This window comes from Pantoea sp. EA-12 (assembly GCF_030053355.1).
Lineage (GTDB): Bacteria > Pseudomonadota > Gammaproteobacteria > Enterobacterales > Enterobacteriaceae > Pantoea > Pantoea vagans_C.
Genome location: NZ_JASGBY010000003.1, coordinates 222,077 through 246,776, shown reverse-complemented (window position 1 = coordinate 246,776; position 24,700 = coordinate 222,077). Strand labels below are relative to the sequence as shown.

At 56.1% G+C, this 24,700-nt stretch carries 19 protein-coding genes and 1 other annotated feature; of the genes, 9 read left to right on the top strand and 10 right to left on the bottom strand.

Annotation, left to right across the window (positions count from 1 at the left end):
- Position 1: 1 nt before the first annotated feature.
- From urtD to atzF, 7 genes are all read right to left on the bottom strand, one after another.
- Complete coding sequence (gene urtD / locus QMZ30_RS06315) at positions 2-793, bottom strand: urea ABC transporter ATP-binding protein UrtD (protein ID WP_039329501.1); 792 nt, start codon at positions 791-793, stop codon at positions 2-4.
- On the bottom strand, positions 786-1,862 hold the full coding sequence (gene urtC, locus QMZ30_RS06310; protein WP_283226749.1) for an urea ABC transporter permease subunit UrtC: 1,077 nt from the start codon (positions 1,860-1,862) through the stop codon (positions 786-788). The genes urtD and urtC overlap by 8 nt, the downstream gene beginning before the upstream one ends.
- A complete protein-coding gene (urtB, locus tag QMZ30_RS06305; RefSeq protein WP_283226748.1) occupies positions 1,862-3,427 on the bottom strand; it encodes an urea ABC transporter permease subunit UrtB in 1,566 nt (521 codons plus the stop codon). The genes urtC and urtB overlap by 1 nt, the downstream gene beginning before the upstream one ends.
- A gap of 483 nt (positions 3,428-3,910) precedes the next feature.
- Positions 3,911-5,179 (bottom strand): urea ABC transporter substrate-binding protein, encoded by a 1,269-nt coding sequence (gene urtA / locus QMZ30_RS06300; RefSeq protein ID WP_039329495.1) that lies wholly within the window; start codon positions 5,177-5,179, stop codon positions 3,911-3,913.
- A gap of 28 nt (positions 5,180-5,207) precedes the next feature.
- Entirely contained in the window at positions 5,208-5,906 is a 699-nt protein-coding gene (locus QMZ30_RS06295; protein WP_039329493.1) for a GntR family transcriptional regulator, read from the bottom strand.
- Between the two features lie 9 nt (positions 5,907-5,915).
- Complete coding sequence (gene uca / locus QMZ30_RS06290) at positions 5,916-9,533, bottom strand: urea carboxylase (RefSeq protein WP_283226747.1); 3,618 nt, start codon at positions 9,531-9,533, stop codon at positions 5,916-5,918.
- Between the two features lie 2 nt (positions 9,534-9,535).
- Complete coding sequence (atzF, locus tag QMZ30_RS06285; protein WP_283226746.1) at positions 9,536-11,332, bottom strand: allophanate hydrolase; 1,797 nt, start codon at positions 11,330-11,332, stop codon at positions 9,536-9,538.
- Positions 11,333-11,587: 255 nt separating this feature from the next.
- Here atzF and sltY point away from each other — a divergent pair, with 255 nt between their 5' ends.
- On the top strand, positions 11,588-13,507 hold the full coding sequence (gene sltY, locus QMZ30_RS06280; RefSeq protein ID WP_283226745.1) for a murein transglycosylase: 1,920 nt from the start codon (positions 11,588-11,590) through the stop codon (positions 13,505-13,507).
- Positions 13,508-13,551: 44 nt separating this feature from the next.
- Entirely contained in the window at positions 13,552-13,875 is a 324-nt protein-coding gene (trpR, locus tag QMZ30_RS06275) for a trp operon repressor (protein ID WP_283226744.1), read from the top strand.
- 1 nt (position 13,876) lies between these two features.
- On the opposite strand, the gene yjjX is transcribed toward trpR, so the two are convergent.
- Positions 13,877-14,395 (bottom strand): inosine/xanthosine triphosphatase, encoded by a 519-nt coding sequence (yjjX, locus tag QMZ30_RS06270; RefSeq protein WP_283226743.1) that lies wholly within the window; start codon positions 14,393-14,395, stop codon positions 13,877-13,879.
- A 51-nt stretch (positions 14,396-14,446) separates the two neighbouring features.
- On the opposite strand from yjjX, the gene gpmB reads away from it, so the two are divergent.
- Complete coding sequence (gpmB, locus tag QMZ30_RS06265) at positions 14,447-15,094, top strand: 2,3-diphosphoglycerate-dependent phosphoglycerate mutase GpmB (RefSeq protein ID WP_039329482.1); 648 nt, start codon at positions 14,447-14,449, stop codon at positions 15,092-15,094.
- A gap of 213 nt (positions 15,095-15,307) precedes the next feature.
- Here the strand turns inward: gpmB and robA are convergent, their stop codons facing one another.
- On the bottom strand, positions 15,308-16,189 hold the full coding sequence (gene robA, locus QMZ30_RS06260; protein ID WP_283226742.1) for an MDR efflux pump AcrAB transcriptional activator RobA: 882 nt from the start codon (positions 16,187-16,189) through the stop codon (positions 15,308-15,310).
- 194 nt (positions 16,190-16,383) lie between these two features.
- Between robA and creA the strand changes: the two genes are divergently transcribed.
- Complete coding sequence (gene creA, locus QMZ30_RS06255; protein WP_039329478.1) at positions 16,384-16,857, top strand: protein CreA; 474 nt, start codon at positions 16,384-16,386, stop codon at positions 16,855-16,857.
- 48 nt (positions 16,858-16,905) lie between these two features.
- Here the strand turns inward: creA and arcA are convergent, their stop codons facing one another.
- Positions 16,906-17,622 (bottom strand): two-component system response regulator ArcA, encoded by a 717-nt coding sequence (arcA, locus tag QMZ30_RS06250; protein WP_039329476.1) that lies wholly within the window; start codon positions 17,620-17,622, stop codon positions 16,906-16,908.
- 608 nt (positions 17,623-18,230) lie between these two features.
- Here arcA and QMZ30_RS06245 point away from each other — a divergent pair.
- The 5 genes from QMZ30_RS06245 to thrC all read left to right on the top strand — a co-directional run bounded on the left by QMZ30_RS06245 (position 18,231) and on the right by thrC (position 23,963).
- The gene (locus QMZ30_RS06245) at positions 18,231-18,920 is read left to right on the top strand and encodes a tRNA/rRNA methyltransferase (protein WP_282997121.1); all 690 of its coding nucleotides are present in this window, start codon (positions 18,231-18,233) and stop codon (positions 18,918-18,920) included.
- 202 nt (positions 18,921-19,122) lie between these two features.
- Positions 19,123-19,194 (top strand): thr operon leader peptide, encoded by a 72-nt coding sequence (thrL, locus tag QMZ30_RS06240; RefSeq protein WP_128601299.1) that lies wholly within the window; start codon positions 19,123-19,125, stop codon positions 19,192-19,194.
- Positions 19,130-19,252, top strand: a sequence feature (Thr leader region). It overlaps the preceding gene by 65 nt.
- 26 nt (positions 19,253-19,278) lie before the next feature.
- On the top strand, positions 19,279-21,741 hold the full coding sequence (gene thrA, locus QMZ30_RS06235) for a bifunctional aspartate kinase/homoserine dehydrogenase I (RefSeq protein WP_283226741.1): 2,463 nt from the start codon (positions 19,279-19,281) through the stop codon (positions 21,739-21,741).
- Positions 21,742-21,743: 2 nt separating this feature from the next.
- Positions 21,744-22,673, top strand: a complete 930-nt coding sequence (gene thrB, locus QMZ30_RS06230) for a homoserine kinase (protein WP_283226855.1) — start codon at positions 21,744-21,746, stop codon at positions 22,671-22,673.
- Between the two features lie 3 nt (positions 22,674-22,676).
- Positions 22,677-23,963: a threonine synthase gene (thrC, locus tag QMZ30_RS06225; RefSeq protein WP_283226740.1), complete on the top strand. Its 1,287-nt coding sequence runs from the start codon at positions 22,677-22,679 to the stop codon at positions 23,961-23,963.
- The last annotated feature ends 737 nt before the right edge of the window (positions 23,964-24,700 follow it).

The following is a 24,700-nucleotide window of genomic DNA, read 5'->3' as shown; positions in this document are numbered from 1 at the left end:
CTTAACGCCCCAGATAAACGTCGATAACGCGATCGTCCGCCTGCACTTCGCGTAACGATCCCTCCGCCAGCACCTGGCCTTGATGCAACACCGTGACATGATCGGCGATGGTTTCCACAAAGCCCATATCGTGTTCGACCACCATCAGCGAGTGCTTGCCTGCCAGGCTGCGAAACAGTTCAGCGGTGTACTCGGTTTCTGCATCGGTCATGCCCGCTGCGGGTTCGTCGAGCAGCAGCAGATGGGGGTCTTGCACCAGCAGCATGCCGATTTCAAGGAACTGCTTCTGGCCGTGCGACAGTAAACCCGCTTTGCGCTGGCGTTCGCCACCGAGACGCAGCAGTTTCAGCACTTCATCAATGCGGTCTTGCTGCTCGCCATTGAGCTTTGCCCGCAAGCTGGCCCACACTGATTTATCATTTTTCAGCGCGATCTCCAGATTCTCAAACACCGTTAACGCTTCAAACACCGTGGGTTTCTGGAACTTACGGCCAATGCCAGCGCGCGCGATCTCCACCGGTGACATTTTAGTAAGATCGGTGTCCTGGTCGTAGATCACTTGCCCGTTATCAGGACGGGTTTTGCCGGTGATCACATCCATCAAGGTGGTTTTGCCCGCGCCGTTGGGGCCGATCACACAGCGCAGTTCGCCAACGCCGATCTTCAGTGACAGATCGGTCAGGGCGCGGAAGCCATCAAATGAGACGTTGATCTTCTCCAGCTGCAGCACCGGATCGCTCTGATCGCGGTGGCGGTCTGCTGGATGGGGTTGGGTAAACAGTTGCTCAGTCATCACGCCTCCGGCGCAGCAGGCCAATCACACCACGCGGCAGGAACAGCGTGACGAGGATAAACATCAGGCCGAGGAAGAACAGCCAGTATTCCGGGAAGGCCACGGTGAACCAACTTTTGGCTCCGTTGACAATCGCCGCACCTAACAGCGGGCCAATCAAGGTACCGCGACCGCCCAGCGCCACCCAAATAGCCGCCTCAATCGAGTTGGTGGGGGACATTTCGCTGGGATTAATGATGCCCACCTGAGGCACATACAGGGCGCCAGCCAGCCCACACAGTACGGCAGAGAGCGTCCAGACAAACAGCTTAAAACCCTTGGGATCATAACCGACGAACATCAGGCGGTTTTCTGCATCACGCACTGCGGTCAATACCCGACCAAACTTGCTGCGGGCCAGCGCGAAGCCAATTCCCAGGCTGATCAGCAGCAACAGCACGGTGGCGACAAAAAGGCCGATGCGGGTGCCGGTGGCGGTGACATTAAAACCGAGCAGGGTGGTGAAGCCGGTGAAGCCGTTGTTGCCACCAAAACCGGTTTCATTGCGGAAGAACAGCAGCATGCCTGCGTAGGTTAGCGCTTGAGTCATGATCGAGAAGTAAACGCCTTTGATCTTTGAGCGGAAAGCGAAGAAGCCAAACACCAGCGCCAGCACGCCGGGCACCAGCATGATCAGACACAGCGCCCAGGCAAAGTGCTGGGTACCGGCCCAAAACCACGGTAGCTCGTTCCACGACAGGAATGACATAAACGCCGGTAAGCCCTCGCCAGAGGCCTGACGCATCAGGTACATGCCCATGGCATAGCCGCCCAGGGCGAAGAACAGCCCGTGCCCAAGCGACAGTAATCCGGCATAGCCCCACACCAAATCCAGCGCCACAGCGACGGTGGCATAGCAGAGAATTTTCCCCACCAGCGTTAGCGTGTAGGTGGAGATCGCCAGCGGGTGCGTGGCGGGCAACAAGGCGCAGAACGGCATGATCAACAGCAGCGCGGTGACCACGATGCCGAGGCCGATGCTGAGGCGCGGTGCTTTGCGCGCCAGCGTTAAGGTGATGGGTTGGCTCATTAGTCGATGACCCTCCCTTTAAAGGCAAACAGGCCCTGTGGACGTTTCTGAATAAACAGCACGATCAACACGAGGATGAGGATTTTACCCAGCACCGCGCCAATTTGCGGTTCCAGTACTTTGTTGAGAATGCCGAGGCCAAAGGCTGCCACCACGGTACCCGCCAGTTGCCCGACACCACCCAGCACCACCACGAGGAACGAGTCGATGATGTAGCCTTGGCCGAGTTCGGGGCCGACGTTACCCAACTGCGATAACGCCACGCCGCCGAGTCCTGCAATGCCAGAACCGAGGCCGAATGCCAGCATATCGATGCGCCCGGTGGGTACGCCGCAGCAATCGGCCATGGCGCGGTTTTGCGTCACGGCACGCACGCTCAGGCCCAGCCGCGTTTTATTCAGCAGCAGCCAGGTGAGGCCTAACACGGCAAACACAAACAGGATCACCGCGATACGGTTGTACGGCAGCACCAGGTTGGGCAGGACCTGCAAGCCGCCAGAGAGCCAGCCTGGGTTAGCCACTTCGAGGTTTTGCGCGCCGAACAGCATGCGCACCAGTTGGATTAACATCAGGCTGATGCCCCAGGTGGCGAGCAGCGTTTCCAGTGGGCGGCCGTACAGGTGACGGATAATGGTGCGCTCCAGCAGCATGCCGATACTCGCTGTCACCAGGAACGCTACCGGCAGGGCCAGCAGCGGATACCACGCCAGCCACTGTGGAGCGAACTGCTGGAACAGGTTCTGCACAAACCAGGTGGCGTAGGCACCCAGCATCAGCATCTCGCCGTGCGCCATGTTGATGACGCCGAGCAGGCCGTAGGTGATCGCCAGACCGAGAGCGGCCAGCAGCAGGATCGAGCCGAGAGAGAGACCGGTAAAGGCCTGGCCCAGCAGATAGCCCCACATCAGCCGATGTTTGATCTGTTGCAGGCTGGCGGTTGCGGCGGCACGCACCTGGGCATCCGGTTCATTGCTGGCTTGCGTTAAACGATTGAGGCTGGCCTGCATATTGGGATCGCTGGATTCCCCAAGTAGCGTCACCGCTTTGAGGCGCACGGCGGCATCCGGGCTGGCCAGTTGCAGGTTGGCCGCGGCCATGGCTAATACGGCATGGACCTGTGCGTCTTTTTCTACGGCGAGGCGTTGTTCAATCAGTGGAAGCTGATCGGCAGCCCCGTCGTTTTGTAACTGTTGTGCGGCGCGCAGGCGCAGGGCCGGGTCATCACTCACCAGCTGGTGGGCGGCGAGGGCGCTGGCGATCAGCACGCGCAGACGGTTATTCATAAACAGCTTTTTGGTGTCACCATTGGGGTGTTGCGCGCTGTCTAATGGGGTGAAGGTGTCAGCCTGTTGGCTGAACGGCTGTTTGTCCTGGTCAATGACCACGCTTTCGTTGCGCAGTGCCTGCAGCAGCGGCACGCGGCTTGCCTGCGGTGCAGCGGCCCACTTTTGCAGTAGCATGGCTTGTTCGGTGCGGCTGGCGGCAGCGAAGTCAGCGCCATCGCCCGCCTGAGCCAGCCAAGGCAGGAGCAGCAGCAGACAGCAAAGATAACGGCGGATTGTCATGGTGATGATCCTGTTTGTTGTTTGGCTTGGGTGCGCGTAACGCCCTCACCCTAACCCTCTCCCGCAAGCGGGAGAGGGGACCGATCCAGCAAAGATTCAACGCTCTCACTCAAATGCGGCACCGTCTCCCTCCCCAACACCGCATCTGACATCTCCCTCTCCCTGTGGGAGAGGGCTGGGGTGAGGGCATCAGTACGCACCTGAGCTCTCCCTCTCCCTGTGGGAGAGGGTTGGGGTGAGGGCATCAGCACGCACCTGAGCTCTCCCTCTCCCTGTGGGAGAGGGCTGGGGTGAGGGCATCAGTACGCACCTGAGCTCTCCTTCTCCCTGTGGGAGAGGGTTGGGGTGAGGGCATCAGCACGCACCTGAGCTCTCCCTCTCCCTGTGGGAGAGGGTTGGGGTGAGGGCATCAGTACGCACCTGAGCTCTCCCTCTCCCTGTGGGAGAGGGTTGGGGTGAGGGCATCAGCACGCACTTTGCTCATTACTGCGTCGATTTCACCGGATAGTCAGGCTTCTTATCGTTACCCGCGATGTACGGGCTCCACGGCTGTGCACGTACCGTCTTATCGGTCTGCCACACCACGTTGAACTGGCCGTTCTCTTCCACTTCGCCAATCATTACCGGCTTATGCAGGTGGTGGTTGGTTTTATCCATGGTCAGGGTGAAACCGTCTGGTGCTTTAAAGGTCTGTCCTGCCATCGCTGCGCGCACTTTGTCGACATCGGTCGTACCCGCTTTTTCCACCGCCTGTGCCCACATGTGAATGCCGACATAGGTCGCTTCCATTGGGTCGTTGGTCACGACCGTGTTGGCATTCGGCAGGTTGTGTGCTTTCGCGTAGGCGCGGTAATCCGCAACAAACTTGGCATTGGTTGGGTTATCAACGGATTCAAAGTAGTTCCACGCCGCCAACTGACCGACCAGCGGTTTGGTGTCGATACCGCGCAGCTCCTCTTCACCGACAGAGAATGCGATGACTGGGATGTCCGTCGCCTTGATGCCCTGGTTCGCCAGCTCTTTGTAGAACGGCACGTTAGAGTCACCGTTGATGGTGGAGATCACCGCGGTTTTGCCACCAGCGGAGAATTTCTTGATGTTGGACACGATGGTCTGGTAGTCGCTGTAACCAAACGGCGTATAGACCTCTTCGATGTCTTTATCCTGAATACCTTTGCTGTGCAGGAAGGCACGCAGGATTTTGTTGGTGGTGCGTGGGTAGACGTAATCGGTACCGAGCAGGAAGAAGCGTTTCGCGCTGCCACCGTCTTCGCTCATCAGGTATTCCACCGCTGGAATCGCCTGCTGGTTCGGTGCCGCGCCGGTGTAGAACACGTTCGGTGACATCTCTTCACCTTCATACTGCACCGGATAGAACAGCAAGCCGTTCAGCTCTTCAAACACCGGCAGCACTGACTTGCGTGATACCGAGGTCCAGCAGCCAAACACCGCCGCGACTTTATCTTGCGTAAGCAGTTGGCGCGCTTTCTCCGCAAACAGCGGCCAGTTTGAGGCGGGATCGACCACCACCGGCTCCAGCTTTTTACCCAGCACACCGCCTTTGGCGTTAATCTCATCGATGGTCATTAACGCCACGTCTTTCAGCGGTGTCTCCGAGATCGCCATGGTCCCGGAGAGCGAAGACATGATGCCGACTTTGATGGTGTCAGCGGCTTGGGCACCAAAGGTAAAGCCCAAACTGGCCACGGTGGCGGAGAGCGCAAAAGCTTTAAGCAACGAACGTCTTTTCATCGTTAACCCTCTAAATGTGTTAGTGTTTTTATTCAATGGGTTGAAGCCGGGCCTGCTGTAACATATGCAATGTGATCTTTCTGACCTCTGCCTTACTGACGGCGATGTGGTCGGTTAAAATGCGCTGTGCCTCCTCGGTTTGTTGCTGGAAAATCGCCCGTAAAATCTGGGCATGTTCACGGTATGTCGCGTCTACCCGGTCATCTCGCGTGAAGTCGAGGCGGCGGATAATGCGAATTTTTTCGGTCAACTCGGCGTGGATGCGCGCCATTTCCTGATTACCGGCTGCTGCCACCAGCGCCATATGAAAGGCTTCGTCATGCGCCGATACGGCCTTGCCATCCTCCAGCCGTGGTGCATCAATCCAGAAGCTTTTCAAAGTGGTGAGGACTTCAGCACAAGCCAGCGGCGGCAGCGCACACAAACGGCGCACTGCTTCGCGCTCCAGCACGGTACGGAAGTCGTACAGTTCTTCGAAATATTCGAAGTCGAACGGCTTCACCTGCCAGCCGCTGCGGAACCACACTTCGACATAGCCCTCGCGCTCCAGCCAGAACAGCGCCTGACGCACTGGCGTACGGCTGACCTCCAGCCGTTCGGCGATTTCGTTTTCACTGAAGCGGTCTCCGGGCATTAAACGGAACTCAAATATGTCCTGTTTCAGTGCCTGGTAGACCTTCTCCGCCAGCGCTTCTGGACGGCCTTTGCTGCGTGGGCTTGGGTTCATGCGAGCTCCTTATTCCAGCCACAGCAGGGTGTCGCCCGGGCTCACCGGACGTCCTGCCTGGCAGGCAATGCGTTTCACCGTGCCGGCTTGCGGCGCGACAATCGCCAGTTCCATTTTCATCGCTTCGACAATAATGATGGTCTGACCGGCTTCCACCGCGTCACCCGGCTGCACCAGCACTTTCCAGATGTTGCCGTTCATGTCGGCGCACACCGCCAGCGCATCGTCATCGGCTTCGGGTGCAATCAGCGTCTCTTCACTAGTGAGTGGCGCGTTCTGCTCTTCCTGCGCCCACAGTGTCACTTCCTGGTCAAAGGCCGCTGACTGGCGCTGACGGAAGGCAGCAATCGAATCCGCGTTATCGTTCAGGAACTGCTGATGGGCGGCGAAATCAAACAGAGTCTCTTCGATGCGTACCGTGGCGCGGCCTTCACGGAAGTCATCGCGCAGTTGGGTTAACTCATCTTCAGTGACCGGATAGAAGCGCACCTGATCGAAGAAGTGCAGCAGCCATGGCTCATCCGCCGCGAACTGGTCGTTCTTGAGGAATTTGTTCCAGATCGGCAGCGTGCGGCCCACCAACTGGTAACCGCCGGGGGAGTCCATGCCGTAGATGCACATGTACATGCCGCCAATGCCCACCGTGCCCTCGGCAGTGAAGGTACGCGCCGGGCTGTATTTAGAGCTGAGCAGGCGATGGCGCGGATCGATTGGAACTGCACATGGTGCACCCAGGTACACGTCACCCAGACCCAGAATTAGATAGCTGGCGTCAAAGATCGTGTCACGTACCGCTTCGCGACTCTCCAGGCCGTTAATACGCTGGATAAAATCAACGTTGTTTGGCAGCCATGGCGCAGTGGCACGCACGGTTTCTTTGTAGCGTTCCACAGCACCGAGTGTGGCGCTGTCTTCAAAGGCCATTGGCATCCAGACAATGCGTGACGGCACTTTAAGCTGGCTGACGTCGCCCAGTCCGGCTTCCAGCTCCAGCAGCAGGTTCATCAGCTGTTTCTGGCTGAGGATCAGGCTGTCATAGCGCACCTGCAGTGAACGCACGCCGGGTGAAAGCTCCTCGACACCGGGAACGGCGCGCTCGCGCAGAGCGTTCATCAGCAGATGCACGCGCAGGCGCAGCGCCAGATCCAGTACGTTGTCGCCGTATTCAATCAGCACATATTTGTCACCCGCCTGGCGATAAACCGCCGTTGGCGTGGTTTCTGTCGCTGGGAGTGCTGCCAGCAAGGTCGCGGAGCCGAATTCAGTGACCGCTAAGGAAGGCACGTCAAAGGTGGTCGCGTGATGGCTGCGCAGCGTCTCAACGCTCTGCGCTTGCGCTTTTTCCAGCGCGACCGCTTCATCCGCACTGATTGGATGGAAGCGAATGGTGTCGCCCGGTTTGACCTGGCCGACTTTCCACAATTCCGCTTTTGCGATAGTGACGGGACAGACGAACCCGCCGAGGCTTGGGCCATCGTGGGTCAGAATCACCGGGAAATCACCGGTGAAGTTCACTGCGCCAATCGCGTATTCGCAGTCGTGGACGTTAGAAGGGTGCAGGCCAGCTTCACCGCCGTTGGCGCGGGTCCAGGTCGGTTTGGGCCCCACCAGACGCACGCCTAAACGGTTGGAGTTGTAATGCACCTGCCAGTCGCTGGCAAAGAACTCGTCGATGGCGGCTTGGGTGAAGAAATCCGGCGCGCCGTGCGGCCCGTAGAGTACGCCGATGCGCCACTCGGTGCCGTAATGCGGCACCAGGGCCTGATCGAGCGCTTGCGGTTCGCTGACCGGTGCAGGCGTGGTGCACGCCGCCAGCAACGGCTGGGAAATGGGCAGCATATCGGCCACGCGCAAGGTGCGCCCGGCGTGGCCGCCAAACTGCCCGAGTGAGAAGGTGGAACGGCTGCCGAGGTACTCTGGCACGTCAAAGCCGTTACGCACCGCAAGATAGGTGCGGCAGCCGCTCTGCGCGCGACCCAAGGTCAGCACCTGGCCGGCTTTGACCTGAATCGGCTGCCAGTAGGCCAGGCTCTCGCCATCCAGTTCCGCCGGGCAATCTGCACCGGTCAGGGCAATCACCGCATCGCTGTGGAAGCGCAGCGTCGGCCCTTGCAGGGTAAATTCCAACCCCGCGGCGCTATCGTGGTTGCCGACGATGCGGTTAGCCAGGCGGAAAGCAAAGTCATCCATCGGGCCAGAAGGCGGTACGCCGATATCCCAATAGCCGAGACGGCCAGGAAAATCCTGGATGCTGCTGAAGGTGCCCGGCTGCAGCACTTCAATCACGCTGGCAGACGGCGTGAAGCTATCGAGGAAGCGCGTCCACACCTTGCCGCTCTGGAAGGCTTCTGTGGCGATGATTTGGCGCAGGTAATCAAGGTTGGTCGCAATGCCGTGCAACTGCGTGGCATCCAGCGCCTGTTGCATCTTCGCCAGCGCCGCTTCTCGGGTATCCGCCTGCACGATAAGTTTGGCTACCATAGGATCGTAAAACGCGGATACCTCAGTGCCGGTATCGATCCAGCCATCCACGCGCACATCGTCCGGGAAGGAGACGCCGGTCAGCACGCCAGGGCTTGGCTGGAAGTTCTTCAGCGGATCTTCGGCGTAGATACGCACTTCAATTGAGGCGCCCTGTGGCGCCTGTTGCAGGCGTGCCCAGTCGATGGCATCGCCCGCTGCGACCATCAGCATGCATTCGATCAGATCGAGTCCGGTGACACATTCGGTGACCGGATGCTCCACCTGCAAACGGGTATTCACTTCAAGGAAGTAGAAGGCGTCTTTTTCGGCATCATAGATATATTCCACCGTACCCGCGCTGCGGTAGCTCACCAGCTCGCCGAGGCGCACCGCTGAGGCCAGCAACGCTTCACGTGTGGCCTGCGGAAGATTCGGTGCTGGAGTCTCTTCCACCACTTTCTGATTACGGCGTTGCAGCGAGCAGTCGCGCTCGCCCAGTGCGATCACCTTACCGCTGCCATCACCAAAGATCTGGACCTCGACGTGGCGTGCGCGGTCGATAAAGCGCTCAAGGAACACGCCGGCATCACTAAAGAACTGTTCGCCGAGGCGACGCACGCTTTCCCACGCATTGCGCAGTGCTTCGGCGTCATCACAGCGGGTTAAACCAATGCCGCCGCCGCCCGCTGTGCTTTTCAACATCACCGGATAACCAATGTTTTCCGCTGCGCTGAGTGCTTCCTCCAGCGAGTTCAATAACGGGGTGCCCGGTGTCATCGGCACGCCGGCATTGGCTGCCAGTTCACGTGCGCGGTGTTTCAGACCAAACTCACCAATCTGATGCGCCGTAGGGCCGACAAAGGCGATGCCAGCCTCTTCACAAGCGGCGGCAAACGGCAGGCTTTCAGAGAGGAAGCCGTAACCTGGCCAGATGGCTTCTGCGCCGGTCTCTTTGGCCGCCGCCAGAATTTTATCGATGCGCAAATAGCTGTCGCTGGCCTTATCACCGCCCAGCGCAATCGCCACATCGGCTTCTTTGACGTGGCGCGCATTGCGATCGGCATCTGAATAAACCGCAACGCTTTTCACGCCGAGGCGCTTGAGGGTACGAATGGCACGGCAGGCGATCTCGCCACGGTTGGCAATCAGTACGGTACTGAACATGATTATTTACTCCCCTGGGTGGCCAGCCAGTTACGCCAGCCGCCGAATTCAGTAATTTCCAGCGCCTGTGTCAGCACCGCCGGTTCGCAGATAAAGCCTTTCACCGTGCGGCCATCAGCCAGCGTCAGTGAGCCGATGCCGAGTGGGGCCGGGATCTCTGCCACGAACTCGCCGAAGCGCGCTAGTGGGATATCCCACAGTTCAACGGTGATCGCTGCACCGCTGTCGCCGCGCAGCAGGCCAGGTTTCTTGATCGGGCCATCGAGCAGGGCAAACAGGCGATAGTTGCTGGCGGTTTGCGTCTCTTCCACTAATACCGCATGGCGGGTGGTGAGCTGGAAGTTGAGCGGCATGCCAGTAAGATGCGCACCGACCACCGCCACGCGCACGTGATCGGCTGAGACCGGTAAGGACGTGTGCTGAGCCGGTTGTGGTTTGCCGGTGGCACCCAGCGTCAGCGCCATTTGCTGCTGCCATTGCATGCCAAAGCCCGCCAGTGCGCGATCCTGCCAGGCGGGAGCAATCAAGGTGATGCCAGCAGGTAAGCCATCGGCACGGAACGGGCCGGGCAAGGCCAGGGCGCTGAGATCGGCGAGGTTGGTGAAGTTGGTGTAGGTGCCGAACTGCGAGTTGTAGTGCACCGGCTCCTGTTTCATCTCTTCCAGCGTATGGATGGTGGGGGAAGTTGGCACCACCAGCGCATCAAACTGCGCCAGCGTTTGCTGGATTTGGCGCGTCAGTTCGGCGCGCAGATATTCGGCCTGATAGGCTTCGACAGCGGTGTATTTCAGGCCGCTGCTGACAATGCCATACACCACCGGGTCCATCTCTTCCGGGCGGTTGATCATCTCACCCACTGCGACGGTGCGCTCGGCGACCCACGGGCCGTAGTAGAGCTGCTCTGCGAGCTGGTGGAATGGCGTGAAATCAATGGCGTGCAAAGTGGCGCCCGTGGCTTGCAACTGCGCGAGGGCGCTATCCCAGGCGGCTTCGGCCTGTTTATCGCCAAAGAATTCTGGCGAAGCGGGAATAGCAAAATCTGGCTGCGCTTTGAAGCTGGCGGGCGCGGTATGCGGATTGCTGCGCGAATAAGCATCCCCGGCATCGTAGCCACCTGCGGCGGTGGCGACAGCGAAGGCATCTTCTACCGTTAATGCAAACACGGAAATGGTGTCGTTCAGGCGGCAGGCGGGCACCACGCCGCTGGCAGAGAACCAGCCTTTAGTGGGCTTGAGCCCGACAATGTTATTAAAACCAGCCGGTACGCGGCCCGATCCGGCGGTGTCTGTGCCGAGTGAAAAGCCGACCAGGCCGCGTGCCAGCACCGACGCCGAACCCGAACTTGATCCGCCACTGACATATTCTGGATTAAATGTGTTGCTCACTGCGCCATACGGGGAACGAGTGCCCACTAAACCTGTCGCATATTGGTCGAGGTTAGTTTTACCGACTACCACCGCACCTGCGGCTTTTAGCTGTGCGACAACAAAGGCATCGGCTTCGGCGGTGTAAGTAAAGGCAGGGCAGGCCGCGCTGGTGGGCCAGCCAGCGACATCAATATTGTCTTTCACAGCAAAGGGCACGCCAAACAAAGGCAGCGCCGCAGGATTACGCAGGTAGCTGGCCAGTAGCGGCTCGATTTGTGCCTGCAATTGCGCCGGAGTAGCAAGATAAAGCCACGCGTTATCCTGCTGGTCGAGAGCGTCGAGGTGCGCGGCCAGCAAAGAGGTAATGCACTGCGGGTCCTGCTGGTAGCGGTGTTGCCAATCCTGAAGCGTGTAACCGAAGGTTGATGCCATGAGTGAATTCCAACTGGTATACAAGATGGAATTCAATAGAGCAAAGCGCGTGCCATTTTTATAAAGCTATGATTTTAAACAATTAATTTACGTGTAATAAGTTTTTGTGATGAAAGATTGCACAATCAAAGCGCAGAAGTTGTGCGATCGCGGTGCGCCTGCGTAAATTTTGTGAAGAACATGGCAAGAGTGGATGGGCTTGGTTAGCATGAATGAGTCTGACATAAGCTGGACCGCAGCAGAGAGGAGAGCAGAGTGGAGAAGTGGCGTAACTGGATGATAGGGATCTGCCTGGTCGGCACGGCCAGCAGCGTATGGGCCGACTCGCTGGATCAGCAACGGCAGCGCTATGCGCAGATCAAACAGGCTTGGGATAACAATCAAATGGACCAGGTCTCGCAGCTGATGCCCACGCTGCAGGACTATCCGCTCTATCCATATTTACAGTACCGTCTGCTGGCGCAGGATCTCGATCAGGAAACGCCGCTGGCAGTGAAGAATTTTATTCAGCAATATCCAACGTTGCCGCCCGCGCGTTCGCTCTCTACTCGCTTTGTGAATGTGCTGGCGCATCGTCAGGACTGGCAAGGCGTGCTGAGCTTCAGCCCGGATGAACCGAAACCGGTGCAGGCGCGCTGCAACTGGTATTACGCCAAGTGGGCGACTGGCCAGCAGCAGGCGGCATTTGATGGCGCCAAAGCCATCTGGCTGCGCGGTTCAGCGCTGCCGAACGACTGTGACCAGCTGTTCTCCGTATGGCAAGCTTCTGGACAACTGTCGCCGATCACCATCCTCGAACGCATCCGTCTGGCAATGAAAGCGGGTAACGACAGTCTGGTTAACTACCTCGCTAAAATGTTGCCTGCGGATTACCAGACCACCGCCAGCGCCTTGATTGCACTGCAGCAGAACCCGCAGACCGTCACCACCTTTGCCAGCAGTCTCGGTCCAACTGATTTCACGCGCATGGCCACCAGTTATGCCTTCGCCCGCGTCGCGCGTGAAGATATGGATAATGCGCGCATGATGATCCCGCAGTTGGTACAGGCGCAGAAAATGAGCCCAGCGGAAGAGCAGGATCTGAAAGAAACGGTGGTGTGGCGCATGATGGGCGCGGATCTCACCTCGGAACAGGCGCGCTGGCGCGATGCGGTGGTGATGAACAGCGAATCCACCGCACTCATCGAGCGCCGGGTGCGTCTGGCGCTGAGCCAGAGCGATCGTCGCGGGCTCAATACCTGGATCGCCCGTTTGCCGGTGGAAGCCAAAGAGAAAGACGAGTGGCAATACTGGCAGGCCGATTTACTGATTTCCCAAGGGCGCAAAGAAGAAGCCGATGAGATTCTGCGTAAACTGATGCAGGCGCGCGGTTTCTACCCGATGGTGGCGGCGCAGCGTCTGGGCGTGGAATACCCGTTACAGGTTGACCAGGCACCGGCTGCTGACAGTTCAGTGGTGCAGGGGCCAGAACTGGCGCGGGTGCGAGAGCTGATGTACTGGGGGCTGGATAATCTGGCGCGCAGCGAGTGGGCCAATCTCATCTCCAGTAAAACGCATGTGCAGCAGCAGATGCTGGCGCGTTATGCCAATGAGCAGGACTGGTGGGATCTCAGCGTGCAGGCCACGATTACCGCGAAAATGTGGGACAGCCTGAAAGAGCGTTTCCCACTGGCGTGGCGCAATCTGTATCAGCAATACACCAGCGACAAAGGCATTCCGCAGAGCTACGCCATGGCGATCTCCCGCCAGGAGAGCGCCTGGAATCCGAAAGCGCGCTCGCCGGTCGGGGCCAGCGGTCTGATGCAGGTGATGCCGGGCACGGCGACGCACACGGTGAAGATGTATAACATTCCTGGCTACGTGAACAGCAGTCAGTTGCTGGATCCGCAGACCAATATCCAGATTGGTACGCAGTATCTGGAGTATGTCTATCAGCAGTTCGACCAGAACCGCATCTTCTCTTCGGCCGCGTACAATGCCGGACCGGGACGCGTGCGCAGTTGGTTGAACAACAGCGGCGGCAAACTGGATGCGGTGGCCTTTATCGAAACCATTCCGTTCTCGGAAACGCGTGGCTATGTGAAAAACGTGCTGGCATATGATGCCTACTACCGTTACTTCATGGGCAAGCCGGATAAGATTCTCGCCGATGGTGAGTGGAATCGCCGTTACTAGCTGTGCTATGCTTCCGTACTCGTCAATGAGTACGGAAGCCCTTCATGAGCCAACCCCTTTCATCCCAGCCGGATTCGGCTCAGCCTGTTGAAGATAACTGGCTGCGTTTTATTGATTTGATGCAGAACGCCTTTGCTGACGGCGTCTCCTTGCCTTTACTGCACTTGATGATGACACCTGACGAACGCGAAGCCTTCGGCACCCGCCTGCGTATTATCGAAGAGTTGATGAACGGTGAGATGAGTCAGCGTGAGTTGAAGCATGAGCTTGGCGTGGGGATCGCCACCATCACGCGTGGCTCCAACAGCCTGAAAGAAGCGCCTCCCGAGCTAAAACGCTGGCTGGAAGCGCGTTTGGGCCGTCGATAACTTACTGCTGATAAAGTGGATGAGTGAACGGACAGAGTGCCAGAATCAACGCCTGATGGTAGACGCTGGAACGACTTAACAGACCGTGCGTAAAGGCACCAATCGCGCCGCCTTTCTGCTTAATATTGTCCACCCCGGTCAGGCGCGCCATTTCATCCCCCAATTCGTGCCCATCGGCTAAACCGGCTAACACAATCGGCGGCAAAGTGAAGCTGGCAGAGCGTGATTCCCCGCGCTGCTGGGCGTTTTCGATCACCATCCAGGCAAAGGCGCAATCGCCTTCGATACCGGCTTCAATCGCCACCCAATAATCAGACTGTGGGCGCAGCTGACGCGCGTTCGCCACGCGGGTACGTGCGCCAGTTCGCGTTTCGACATCACTCAGCGGCTGAGCGGCTACGCCACTCTCGACCTCGACCCCTTCAATGTGGCAGGATCCTTCGCCAAAGACGTCGTTGAACGCCTGAGCAATCGCGCGGATTTTTGCCGGGTTGATGGTGGCTGCGACAACGTGGTACATAATTGTTTGAACCCTCAAGGCAAATTTGTCGCAGTATAACGGAAATTAAGCATGCTACAGGTCTATCTTGTTCGTCACGGCGAAACGGTATGGAATGCGGCCCGACGCATTCAAGGGCAGTCCGACAGTCCGCTGACGGAAAAAGGTGAGCAACAGGCCCAACAAGTGGGCGAACGTGTGAAATCGCTGGGCATTACTCACGTGATTGCCAGCGATTTAGGGCGTACGCGCCGCACGGCAGAGATTATCGCCGATGCGTGTGGTGTCACTGTGTCAGTTGATGCTCGCTTGCGTGAACTGAATATGGGTTGCCTTGAACAGCGCCCACTCGACGGTCTGACGCCGGAAGAGGAAAGCTGGCGTAAAACGCTGGTCGATGGCACGGAAGGCGGTCGTATTCCTGGTGGCGAATCGATGCTGGAGATGGCTACGCGCATGCATGAAGCGCTGAATGCCTTGCTGGAACTCCCCGCAGGTAGCCGCCCGTTAATTGTCAGTCACGGTATGGCATTGGGTGTGTTGGTCAGTACGCTGCTGGGATTACCGGCGCATGCTGAACGTCGTTTGCGCCTGCGCAACTGCTCTATTTCACGCGTGGATCATCAACAAAGCGCGTGGCTGGCAGCAGGTTGGGTAGTAGAAACGGCGGGCGACGTGTCGCATCTGGATGCGCCTGCGCTGGATGAGTTGCAGCGTTAATTGTCATTCGATTCCGGTGCGCATAAATGCGCACCCTACAAAATCGTAGGGTCGCAATGAATGCGTACTCTGCGAAAATCGCACCGAACATTGTAGGGTCGCAATGAATGCATAGTCTGCGAAAATCGCACTGAACATTGTAGGGTCGCCATTTATGGCGACCGTATCTTATCGATTCAAAAAAAATGCCGTCATCATGACGGCATTTTCATATCAGCGACTCTCTTGTGGGCGAATCGGAATCAGATATTCGCAACGGATCTCCGTTGGCGGCTCGCTGCGTTTCTTGCCACCGTGCGTGAAGAAGCGTTCGATATCCTGGCCCTGACGGCGCACCAGTCCGAGTGTTGGCATACAGGTACCGTACAGCAGCAGGATGAACTCCTGCAGTGCGCTACGTGGGCCGTTATAGGTAAACTGCACGTAATCACCCGCTTCCAGAATCACGCTCTGATTCGACTGCATACTCAATGCCTGTTGATCGGCAGGTACCGCCGTTGTGTAGAGAATTTCCTGCTCATCATCTTTTTCATGGCTGGCGCGTACCTGATGCAGGCCGTACAGCACCGGCGGTACAGTGTCGGTTTCCAGCAGGAACTGCTTCCAAAAGTGAATGCGCATCTCGTCACGGTAGCTGGAAATTTGTTCCAGCGTGCAGGTGTAACTTTGCGTCTGCCCGACCAACACGGTTTCCGGCAGCGTGACAAAACTCGCTTCAGGCATGTGGTGATCGTCAAGACGAATCGGCGGGCGAATGCCGAAGGAGTTCCACTCCGATGAGCGACGATACCAGGCAGGCGTTTGGTTGAACTGTTTTTTAAACGCACGGGTAAAGGTCTGCTGCGAATCGAAGCGGTACTGCAAAGCAATGTCGAGGATCGGGCGACTGGTCAGGCGCAGGGCCACAGCGGCTTTCGACAGACGACGCGCGCGGATGTAAGAACCGATGGCGTGGCTTGTCACTTCCTTAAACATACGCTGTAGGTGCCACTTGGAGTAGCCCGCTTTCAACGCAACATTATCGAGTGAAAGGGGTTGATCCAGATGGCTCTCCAGCCAGACAAGCAAATCGCGAATGATACCGGCTTGGTCCATAAAACATCCTCATAACTCTCTGGTGGCGCAACTATGAAGTCGTCGAATAATAGCACGAAATGCACAAAGGCGTGGGGGCGGTTTGTCAATCGGCTGTGCTAAATCAATGCGGGTTACAACCCGTTTAGGTTTGGTTCCGGGTTCGATTGACAGTACATTACAGTCTCATCTATTCGATTGCCAATGGTAACTCAATGACAATAACTCGCTTTCTTATAATCACGCTTGCAACTTGTGTGTTCAGCGCGGGCGTCCAGGCCGAAGAGATCGGCTCAGTTGACACGGTATTCAAGATGTTTGGCCCCGATCATAAGATCGTGGTGGAAGCCTTCGATGACCCCGATGTAAAAAATGTAACCTGTTATATCAGCCGGGCAAAAACCGGTGGGATCAAGGGCGGATTGGGTCTGGCGGAAGACACTTCCGACGCGGCCATCTCATGTCAGCAGGTTGGGCCCGTAGAGCTTAGCGATAAAATCGCACAAGGCAAGGCGCAGGGTGAAGTGGTGTTCCAAAAACGCACTTCTTTGGTGTTTAAGAAGCTGCAGGTGGTGCGCTTCTTTGACCAGAAACGCCATGCGCTGATCTATCTCAGCTATTCCGATAAGGTGGTTGAGGGCTCGCCGAAGAATGCGTTGAGCGCCGTGCCGATTATGCCGTGGAAATAAGGCATAAAAAAACGCCCTGTTGGGCGTTTTTCTTTTACCGCAGCAAACTTAATCCTGCAATTCGCCGCAGAAGCGGTAACCTTCGCCGTGAATAGTGGCGATGATTTCTGGCGTATCCGGCGTAGATTCAAAATGCTTACGGATGCGGCGGATGGTGACATCCACCGTGCGGTCATGCGGCTTCAGCTCGCGGCCGGTCATCTTCTTCAGCAGGTCACCACGGGTTTGAATTTTGCCCGGGTTTTCGCAGAAGTGCAGCATGGCGCGGAATTCACTGCGTGGCAGTTTGTATTGTTCGCCATTCGGGCTGACCAGTGAGCGGCTATTGATGTCCAGCTCCCAACCGTTAAAGCGATAACTTTCCACCGTGCGGCGTTCTTCACTCGGCATCGCCAGATTCATGGTACGCGACAGCAAGTTGCGCGCACGAATCGTCAGTTCACGCGGGTTGAACGGCTTAGTGATGTAATCATCGGCGCCAATTTCCAGGCCGAGGATTTTATCCACTTCGTTATCACGGCCTGTCAGGAACATCAGCGCAACGTTTGCTTGTTCACGCAGCTCGCGCGCCAGCAGCAAACCGTTTTTACCTGGCAGGTTGATGTCCATGATCACCAGATTGACGTCATTTTCCGTCAGAACCTGGTGCATCTCGGCACCGTCGGTGGCTTCATAGACCACGTAACCTTCCGCCTCAAAAATACTTTTGAGGGTGTTACGCGTGACCAGTTCGTCTTCAACGATAAGAATGTGCGGGGTCTGCATGTTTCGCTACCTAAAATTTGCCAACAAATCGAAAACAGGGCGTACCGGGTTGCGCACACTGTTCACCTGAACAGAATATCTTTCGCAACCGGTGTACGAAATAATCTTCGGAATACACCATCCATCAACGTCAACTTCAGTGTTAGCTCAGCCAGTCAGGATGAATATTTGCGTGCCCCGTGGGTATCGGACTGGCGCTTATCCTAACCGTATTAACAGCAACCTAACAGCACCAACAACAACCGATAAGCATAAAAACAACGCTTCGTTGACTTATATCAAATGCAAGTGTAGCACGTTAACACTTTTATGAAAAACTTCTCCAGGAATGCAAGCTTAGCTCACAAAAAGCAGCATTTTTGCTACATTTTGGCTGCATAACATTAAAACTAAAACCTGCAGGAAATAATATTTCAATAATATGAAAAACAATGATTTTATATTAATTAAACGTAGAAATTTCGCTTATATGCCACGTATTCCTCTCCCCATGGCTTTTATCCTCTTTTAACATCCTTAACATCTTATTTTCTCTCACCCGTGTGGTTGGTATTTTTGCCACTGCATGCCAACATAGGGCGAGTCGTTAACAGTTCGATGGAAAAATCATGCATTTCCCCCTGATCCTTGTCTCACCCGCCCGTCCAGAGAATATCGGCGCGGCAGCCCGCGCCATGAAAACCATGGGCTTTAGCGAATTGCGCATTGTGGCCAGCGATGCCTGGCAAGATCCCGCCGCACGCCGTGTGGCGCACGGTGCCGGTGAGATCCTTGATAACGTCAAAACCTACGGCACCTTGAGTGAAGCGCTGGCAGATGTGGATTTCTCTGTCGCCACCACCGCACGCAGCCGCGCGAAGTTCCGCTACTACGCCACGCCCACTCAGGTAGAAACCATCTTGCAGGAGAAGCGCCAGTGGCTGAGCCGTATCGCACTGGTGTTTGGTCGTGAAGACAGCGGGTTAACCAATGAAGAGCTGGAGCAGGTCGATCTGCTGACCGGTATTCCGATGGCCAATGATTATCCCTCGCTCAATCTCGGCCAGGCGGTGATGGTGTACTGCTATCAGTTATCCGCGCTCAATCAGATTGCGGTTGAACGCAATGAAGCGGCAAATGAACATCAGTTGCAGGCTTTACGTGAACGCTTCCATCAACTGCTGGTGAAGCTGGAGGTGAGTGACGATGCGAAAATGGCGGACTGGATCGACCAACGTATCGGCCTGCTGGAACAGCGTGATAGCGCCATGCTGCATCGACTGCTGCATGATGTAGAAAAAAAACTTATAGATAAATAATCGGTGAATGTACGTGTTCTTAGTGACAGATCGGGAAACCAGGCGATCTGTTGAACGATCCCGATATGATTTGCGTGCAGAAACCGAACTCTGCGCAGCAGTCGTAAAATCGTGGCTAAGACAAATTCGTTGACTTAACGTGCGCTTTGCTTTACTTCTGGAAGGCAGACGGACAAGACAAAGACAGACAGAAAAAATCTCAATGCGTAATCACAGCCTGAACACCACAATTATTATTACCACCACCATTACCACAGGTAACGGTGCGGGCTGACGCATACAGGAAAAACAAAGAAAAAAGCCCGCACCTAAACAGTGCGGGCTTTTTTTTCGGCAAAAATTCAGGAGAGCTTCAATCATGCGAGTGCTGAAATTCGGCGGAACCTCAGTAGCCAATGCGGAACGTTTTCTTCGCGTGGCAGATATTCTGGAAAGCAACGCGCAACAGGGACAGGTTGCCACCGTGCTCTCTGCGCCAGCGAAAATCACCAATCATCTGGTGGCGATGATTGAGAAAACCATCAGTGGCCAGGACGCGCTGCCGAATATCAGCGATGCCGAACGTATTTTTGCCGAACTGCTACAAGGCCTGACAGAAGCCCAACCGGGTTTTGACTTCGATGGACTGAAAACCCGTATCGAGCTGGAATTCGCGCAGCTGAAACAGGTGCTGCACGGTATCAGCCTGCTCGGTCAATGCCCGGATGCCGTGAATGCTGCCATCATTTGCCGCGGTGAAAAGCTGTCTATTGCCATCATGGAAGCGCTGCTGCAAGCACGCGGCCATAAAGTGACGGTGATTGATCCGGTTGAGAAACTGCTGGCGGTGGGTCACTACCTCGAATCCACTGTTGATATCGCCGAGTCCACCCGCCGTATCGCCGCGAGCCAAATCCCTGCCGATCACATGATTCTGATGGCCGGTTTCACTGCCGGTAACGAGAAGGGCGAACTGGTGGTGCTGGGCCGTAATGGCTCCGACTACTCGGCGGCGGTGCTGGCAGCGTGCTTACGCGCCGACTGCTGCGAAATCTGGACTGACGTAGACGGCGTTTACACCTGCGACCCGCGTCAGGTGCCGGATGCTCGCCTGCTGAAGTCGATGTCCTATCAGGAAGCGATGGAGCTTTCCTACTTCGGCGCGAAAGTGTTGCATCCACGTACCATCGCCCCGATTGCTCAGTTCCAGATCCCTTGCCTGATTAAAAATACCGCCAATCCGCAAGCGCCCGGCACCCTAATCGGTGGCGAAGGCGAACTGGATGAGAATCCGGTGAAAGGCATCACCAACCTTAACAATATGGCGATGTTTAACGTCTCCGGCCCGGGCATGAAAGGCATGGTCGGCATGGCGGCGCGCGTGTTTGCCGCGATGTCACGCACCGGTATCTCTGTGGTACTGATCACCCAATCCTCTTCTGAATACAGCATCAGCTTCTGTGTGCCGCAGAGCGAGCAGGCGCGTGCGCGCCGCGTGCTGGAAGAAGAGTTCTACCTCGAACTGAAAGATGGCCTGCTGGATCCGCTCGATGTGCTGGAGCAACTGGCGGTGATCTCGGTGGTCGGTGATGGTATGCGCACCCTTCGCGGTATCTCCGCCAAATTCTTCTCGGCGCTGGCACGTGCCAACATCAATATCGTGGCGATTGCACAGGGCTCTTCCGAGCGCTCTATCTCGGTGGTGGTGAGTAACGATGAAGTCACCACTGGCGTGCGTGTGGTGCATCAGATGCTGTTTGCCACCGATCAGGTGATCGAAGTGTTCGTGGTGGGCGTGGGCGGTGTCGGTGCGGCGTTGCTGGAGCAGCTGCATCGTCAGCAGGCGTGGCTGAAAGAGAAGCACATTGATTTGCGCGTGTGCGGTATCGCCAATTCACGTGCACTGCTGACTAACGTTCACGGCATCGATCTCAGCAACTGGAAATCTGCACTGAGCGAAGCCAAAGAGCCGTTTAATCTCGGTCGCCTGATTCGTCTGGTGAAGGAGTATCACCTGCTTAACCCGGTGATTGTGGACTGTACTTCAAGCCAGGCCGTGGCCGATCAGTATGCTGACTTCCTGGCTGAAGGCTTCCACGTGGTGACGCCAAACAAAAAGGCCAACACTTCATCCTGGAATTATTATCAGCAGATGCGTGCGGCAGCCGCCAAGTCTCGCCGTAAGTTCCTGTATGACACCAACGTCGGTGCCGGTTTGCCGGTGATCGAAAACCTGCAAAATCTGATGAGCGCCGGTGACGAACTGATCAAATTCTCCGGTATCCTCTCCGGTTCGCTCTCCTTTATCTTCGGTAAACTCGACGAAGGCGTATCGTTATCAGAAGCTACCAAGATGGCGCGCGAAATGGGCTTTACTGAGCCGGACCCGCGTGACGACCTCTCTGGCACCGATGTGGCGCGTAAACTGTTGATTCTGGCCCGTGAAGCTGGTCATCAGTTAGAGCTGAGCGATATTGAGATCGAACCGCTGCTGCCCGCCGAACTGACCGACATTGCCGACGTTGAGCAATTTATGGCTCGCCTGCCGGAACTGGATGATGCTTTTGCCGCCCGCGTTGCCAAAGCGCGTGATGAAGGTAAAGTGTTACGCTTCGTCGGCGCGATTGAAGAAGGCGGCGTCTGCAAAGTGAAAATCGATGCGGTGGACGGTAACGATCCACTGTACAAAGTGAAGAACGGCGAGAACGCGCTGGCGTTTTACAGCCGCTATTATCAGCCAATCCCGCTGGTTCTGCGTGGATATGGCGCGGGGAATGATGTCACAGCGGCCGGCGTATTTGCCGACTTGCTGCGTACACTGTCGTGGAAGTTGGGAGTTTGATGATGGTAAAAATTTATGCACCGGCCTCGATAGGTAACGTCAGCGTCGGCTTTGATGTGCTGGGCGCGGCGGTTTCGCCGGTGGATGGCACCCTGTTGGGTGACTGTGTATCCGTGGAAGCGGCAGAAAGCTTTAGCCTGGTCAACACCGGGCGCTTTGTCAGCAAGCTGCCGACCAATCCGCAAGAGAACATCGTGTATCAGTGCTGGGAGCGCTTCTGCCAGGCGATTGGTAAAGAAGTGCCGGTAGCGATGACGCTGGAAAAGAACATGCCGATTGGTTCAGGTCTGGGTTCCAGCGCCTGTTCCGTGGTGGCCGGTTTGATGGCGATGAACGAATTCTGCGGCAAGCCGCTGAATGATACCGAACTGCTGGCGCTGATGGGCGAGCTGGAAGGGCGCATTTCGGGCAGCGTGCATTACGACAACGTCGCGCCTTGCTTCCTCGGCGGCGTACAGTTGATGATTGAAGAGAACGGCATCATCAGTCAGGACGTGCCGTGCTTTGACGACTGGCTGTGGGTGATGGCGTATCCAGGCATCAAGGTCTCGACCGCGGAAGCGCGTGCGATTCTGCCTGCGCAATATCGCAAAGACGATGCCATCAAGCATGGTCGCCTGTTAGCCGGCTTTATTCACGCCTGCCATACCCGCCAGCCGCTGCTGGCGGCTAAACTGATGCAGGATGTGATTGCCGAACCTTACCGCACCAAACTGCTGCCGGGCTTCGCCGAGGCGCGTCAAGCCGCAGCCGATATTGGCGCGCTGGCATGTGGTATTTCGGGCTCAGGCCCGACACTTTTCGCTGTTTGCAACGAGATGGCAACGGCACAGCGGATGGCAGACTGGCTGAGCCAGCACTATCTGCAAAATGATGAAGGCTTCGTCCATATCTGCCGTCTTGATACGGCTGGCGCACGTAACTTGGGATAACGCATGAAACTCTACAACCTTAAGGATCACAACGAGCAGGTGAGCTTTGCTCAGGCCGTTAAGCAGGGCCTCGGCTCGCAGCAAGGCCTGTTCTTCCCGCTCGAACTGCCGGAATTCGAACTGACCGACATCGATGCGATGCTGGAGATGGATTTCGTCAGCCGCAGCAGCAAAATTCTCTCTGCTTACATTGGCGATGAGGTTGCCGCGCACCAACTGGCTGAGCGCGTGAAGAATGCCTTTGCCTTCCCGGCACCGGTAGCGAAAGTCAGTGACGATGTGGCTTGCCTTGAACTGTTCCATGGCCCAACGCTGGCGTTCAAAGATTTCGGCGGCCGTTTCATGGCGCAGATGCTCTCTTATGTATCTGGTGCTGATGAGCAGATCACGATTCTGACCGCGACCTCTGGTGATACCGGCGCAGCCGTGGCCCATGCGTTCTACGGCATGGAAAACGTGCGCGTGGTGATCCTGTATCCACAGGGCAAAATCAGCCCGCTGCAGGAGAAACTGTTCTGTACGCTGGGTGGCAACATCGAAACCATCGCGGTGGAAGGCGATTTCGATGCCTGTCAGGCGCTGGTGAAGCAGGCGTTTGATGATGAAGAGCTGAAGAAGGCGATTGGCCTGAACTCGGCGAACTCTATCAACATCAGCCGTCTGTTAGCGCAGATCTGCTACTACTTCGAAGCGGTGGCGCAGTTGCCGCAAGAGCAACGTAATCAGCTGGTGGTTTCGGTGCCAAGCGGTAACTTTGGTGACCTGACGGCTGGCTTGCTGGCGAAATCACTCGGTTTGCCGATCAAGCGCTTTATCGCGGCCACCAACGCCAACGATACCGTGCCGCGCTTCCTCGGTAACGGTGAATGGCAGCCGAATGCGACCGTGGCAACCTTGTCGAATGCCATGGATGTCAGCCAGCCAAACAACTGGCCGCGCGTGGAGGAGTTGTTCCGCCGCAAAACCTGGCGTCTGACCGATCTGGTGTCTGGCGCGGTATCTGATGAGACCACCAAATCCACCATGCGCGAGCTGGCGGAGATTGGCTATATCTCTGAACCTCACGCGGCGATTGCTTACCGCATGCTGCGCGACAACCTGCAGGAAGGCGAATTCGGTCTGTTCCTCGGCACCGCGCATCCGGCCAAATTCAAAGAGAGCGTGGATGAGATTCTGGGCCAGGAACTGCCACTGCCGCCAGAACTGGCAGAGCGCGCTGAGCTGCCATTGTTGTCACACAACTTGAAAGCGGATTTCGCAGAGCTGCGTAAGTTCTTGCTAAAAGCTTAATTCACCTCTGTTCGTTGCAAATAAAGCCTGCCGGATATTACGGCAGGCTTTTTTTTGTCTTTTTTCCACGTGACGACAGCGGGAGATAGCGTAGTTACATGTTTATTTACATTATCAGACTGGAAATTGGCTTAGCATGATCACATTAATTAAATTTAACTATCGTTATGAATTCATGTTACTAAACGTCCTAACGCATGAAAAAACGCACTTTAGTCACTAAAGAAATCACTAACCAAGCAGGAGATAAGTGAAATTTTGCTTATTAAAGCTTAACGCCATGGCCATTAACCAGGTGTTTTAAAGCCATTTTCTGCAATGGAATACAGATAAATCTTAATATTTTTACTGAAGTAAGATTGCTTTCTGGTGGTGATTATATATCAGATAATATTGCAACGATCTCATTTTAAAGGATATTTTCCATTAATGTTGAGAGTGTTACTAAATGTAAAATTGATTTCCTGTGATTTTGCCGCTTCGTTTCTTATGGATCTCTTATTATCGTTGGCGCTACGACAAATTAATTAATAGAACCTGTCACTTATTTTTTTTCACATTTTGTAACAGGTCGTCCTCCTCCGACCACAGACAGCACTCTTCAATCTGGTTAAAGTTCAGCCCTCAACAATTTCGGCTATCACCGCCAGGTAATAGCATTACCTGCTCACTCTCACGGTAGAGCCGGATACTTTTTCTTTCTTCGATGACATGGCGACTTTATTCCGTCAGGGACG

Excerpts from the sequence above, each read along its gene's own strand:
- urtD (WP_039329501.1), bottom strand. The coding sequence starts at position 793 with ATGACTGAGCAACTGTTTACCCAACCCCATCCAGCAGACCGCCACCGC.
- urtC (WP_283226749.1), bottom strand. The coding sequence starts at position 1,862 with ATGAGCCAACCCATCACCTTAACGCTGGCGCGCAAAGCACCGCGCCTC.
- urtB (WP_283226748.1), bottom strand. The coding sequence starts at position 3,427 with ATGACAATCCGCCGTTATCTTTGCTGTCTGCTGCTGCTCCTGCCTTGG.
- urtA (WP_039329495.1), bottom strand. The coding sequence starts at position 5,179 with ATGAAAAGACGTTCGTTGCTTAAAGCTTTTGCGCTCTCCGCCACCGTG.
- QMZ30_RS06295 (WP_039329493.1), bottom strand. The coding sequence starts at position 5,906 with ATGAACCCAAGCCCACGCAGCAAAGGCCGTCCAGAAGCGCTGGCGGAG.
- uca (WP_283226747.1), bottom strand. The coding sequence starts at position 9,533 with ATGTTCAGTACCGTACTGATTGCCAACCGTGGCGAGATCGCCTGCCGT.
- atzF (WP_283226746.1), bottom strand. The coding sequence starts at position 11,332 with ATGGCATCAACCTTCGGTTACACGCTTCAGGATTGGCAACACCGCTAC.
- trpR (WP_283226744.1), top strand. The coding sequence starts at position 13,552 with ATGAGCCAACCCCTTTCATCCCAGCCGGATTCGGCTCAGCCTGTTGAA.
- yjjX (WP_283226743.1), bottom strand. The coding sequence starts at position 14,395 with ATGTACCACGTTGTCGCAGCCACCATCAACCCGGCAAAAATCCGCGCG.
- gpmB (WP_039329482.1), top strand. The coding sequence starts at position 14,447 with ATGCTACAGGTCTATCTTGTTCGTCACGGCGAAACGGTATGGAATGCG.
- robA (WP_283226742.1), bottom strand. The coding sequence starts at position 16,189 with ATGGACCAAGCCGGTATCATTCGCGATTTGCTTGTCTGGCTGGAGAGC.
- creA (WP_039329478.1), top strand. The coding sequence starts at position 16,384 with ATGACAATAACTCGCTTTCTTATAATCACGCTTGCAACTTGTGTGTTC.
- arcA (WP_039329476.1), bottom strand. The coding sequence starts at position 17,622 with ATGCAGACCCCGCACATTCTTATCGTTGAAGACGAACTGGTCACGCGT.
- QMZ30_RS06245 (WP_282997121.1), top strand. The coding sequence starts at position 18,231 with ATGCATTTCCCCCTGATCCTTGTCTCACCCGCCCGTCCAGAGAATATC.
- thrA (WP_283226741.1), top strand. The coding sequence starts at position 19,279 with ATGCGAGTGCTGAAATTCGGCGGAACCTCAGTAGCCAATGCGGAACGT.
- thrB (WP_283226855.1), top strand. The coding sequence starts at position 21,744 with ATGGTAAAAATTTATGCACCGGCCTCGATAGGTAACGTCAGCGTCGGC.
- thrC (WP_283226740.1), top strand. The coding sequence starts at position 22,677 with ATGAAACTCTACAACCTTAAGGATCACAACGAGCAGGTGAGCTTTGCT.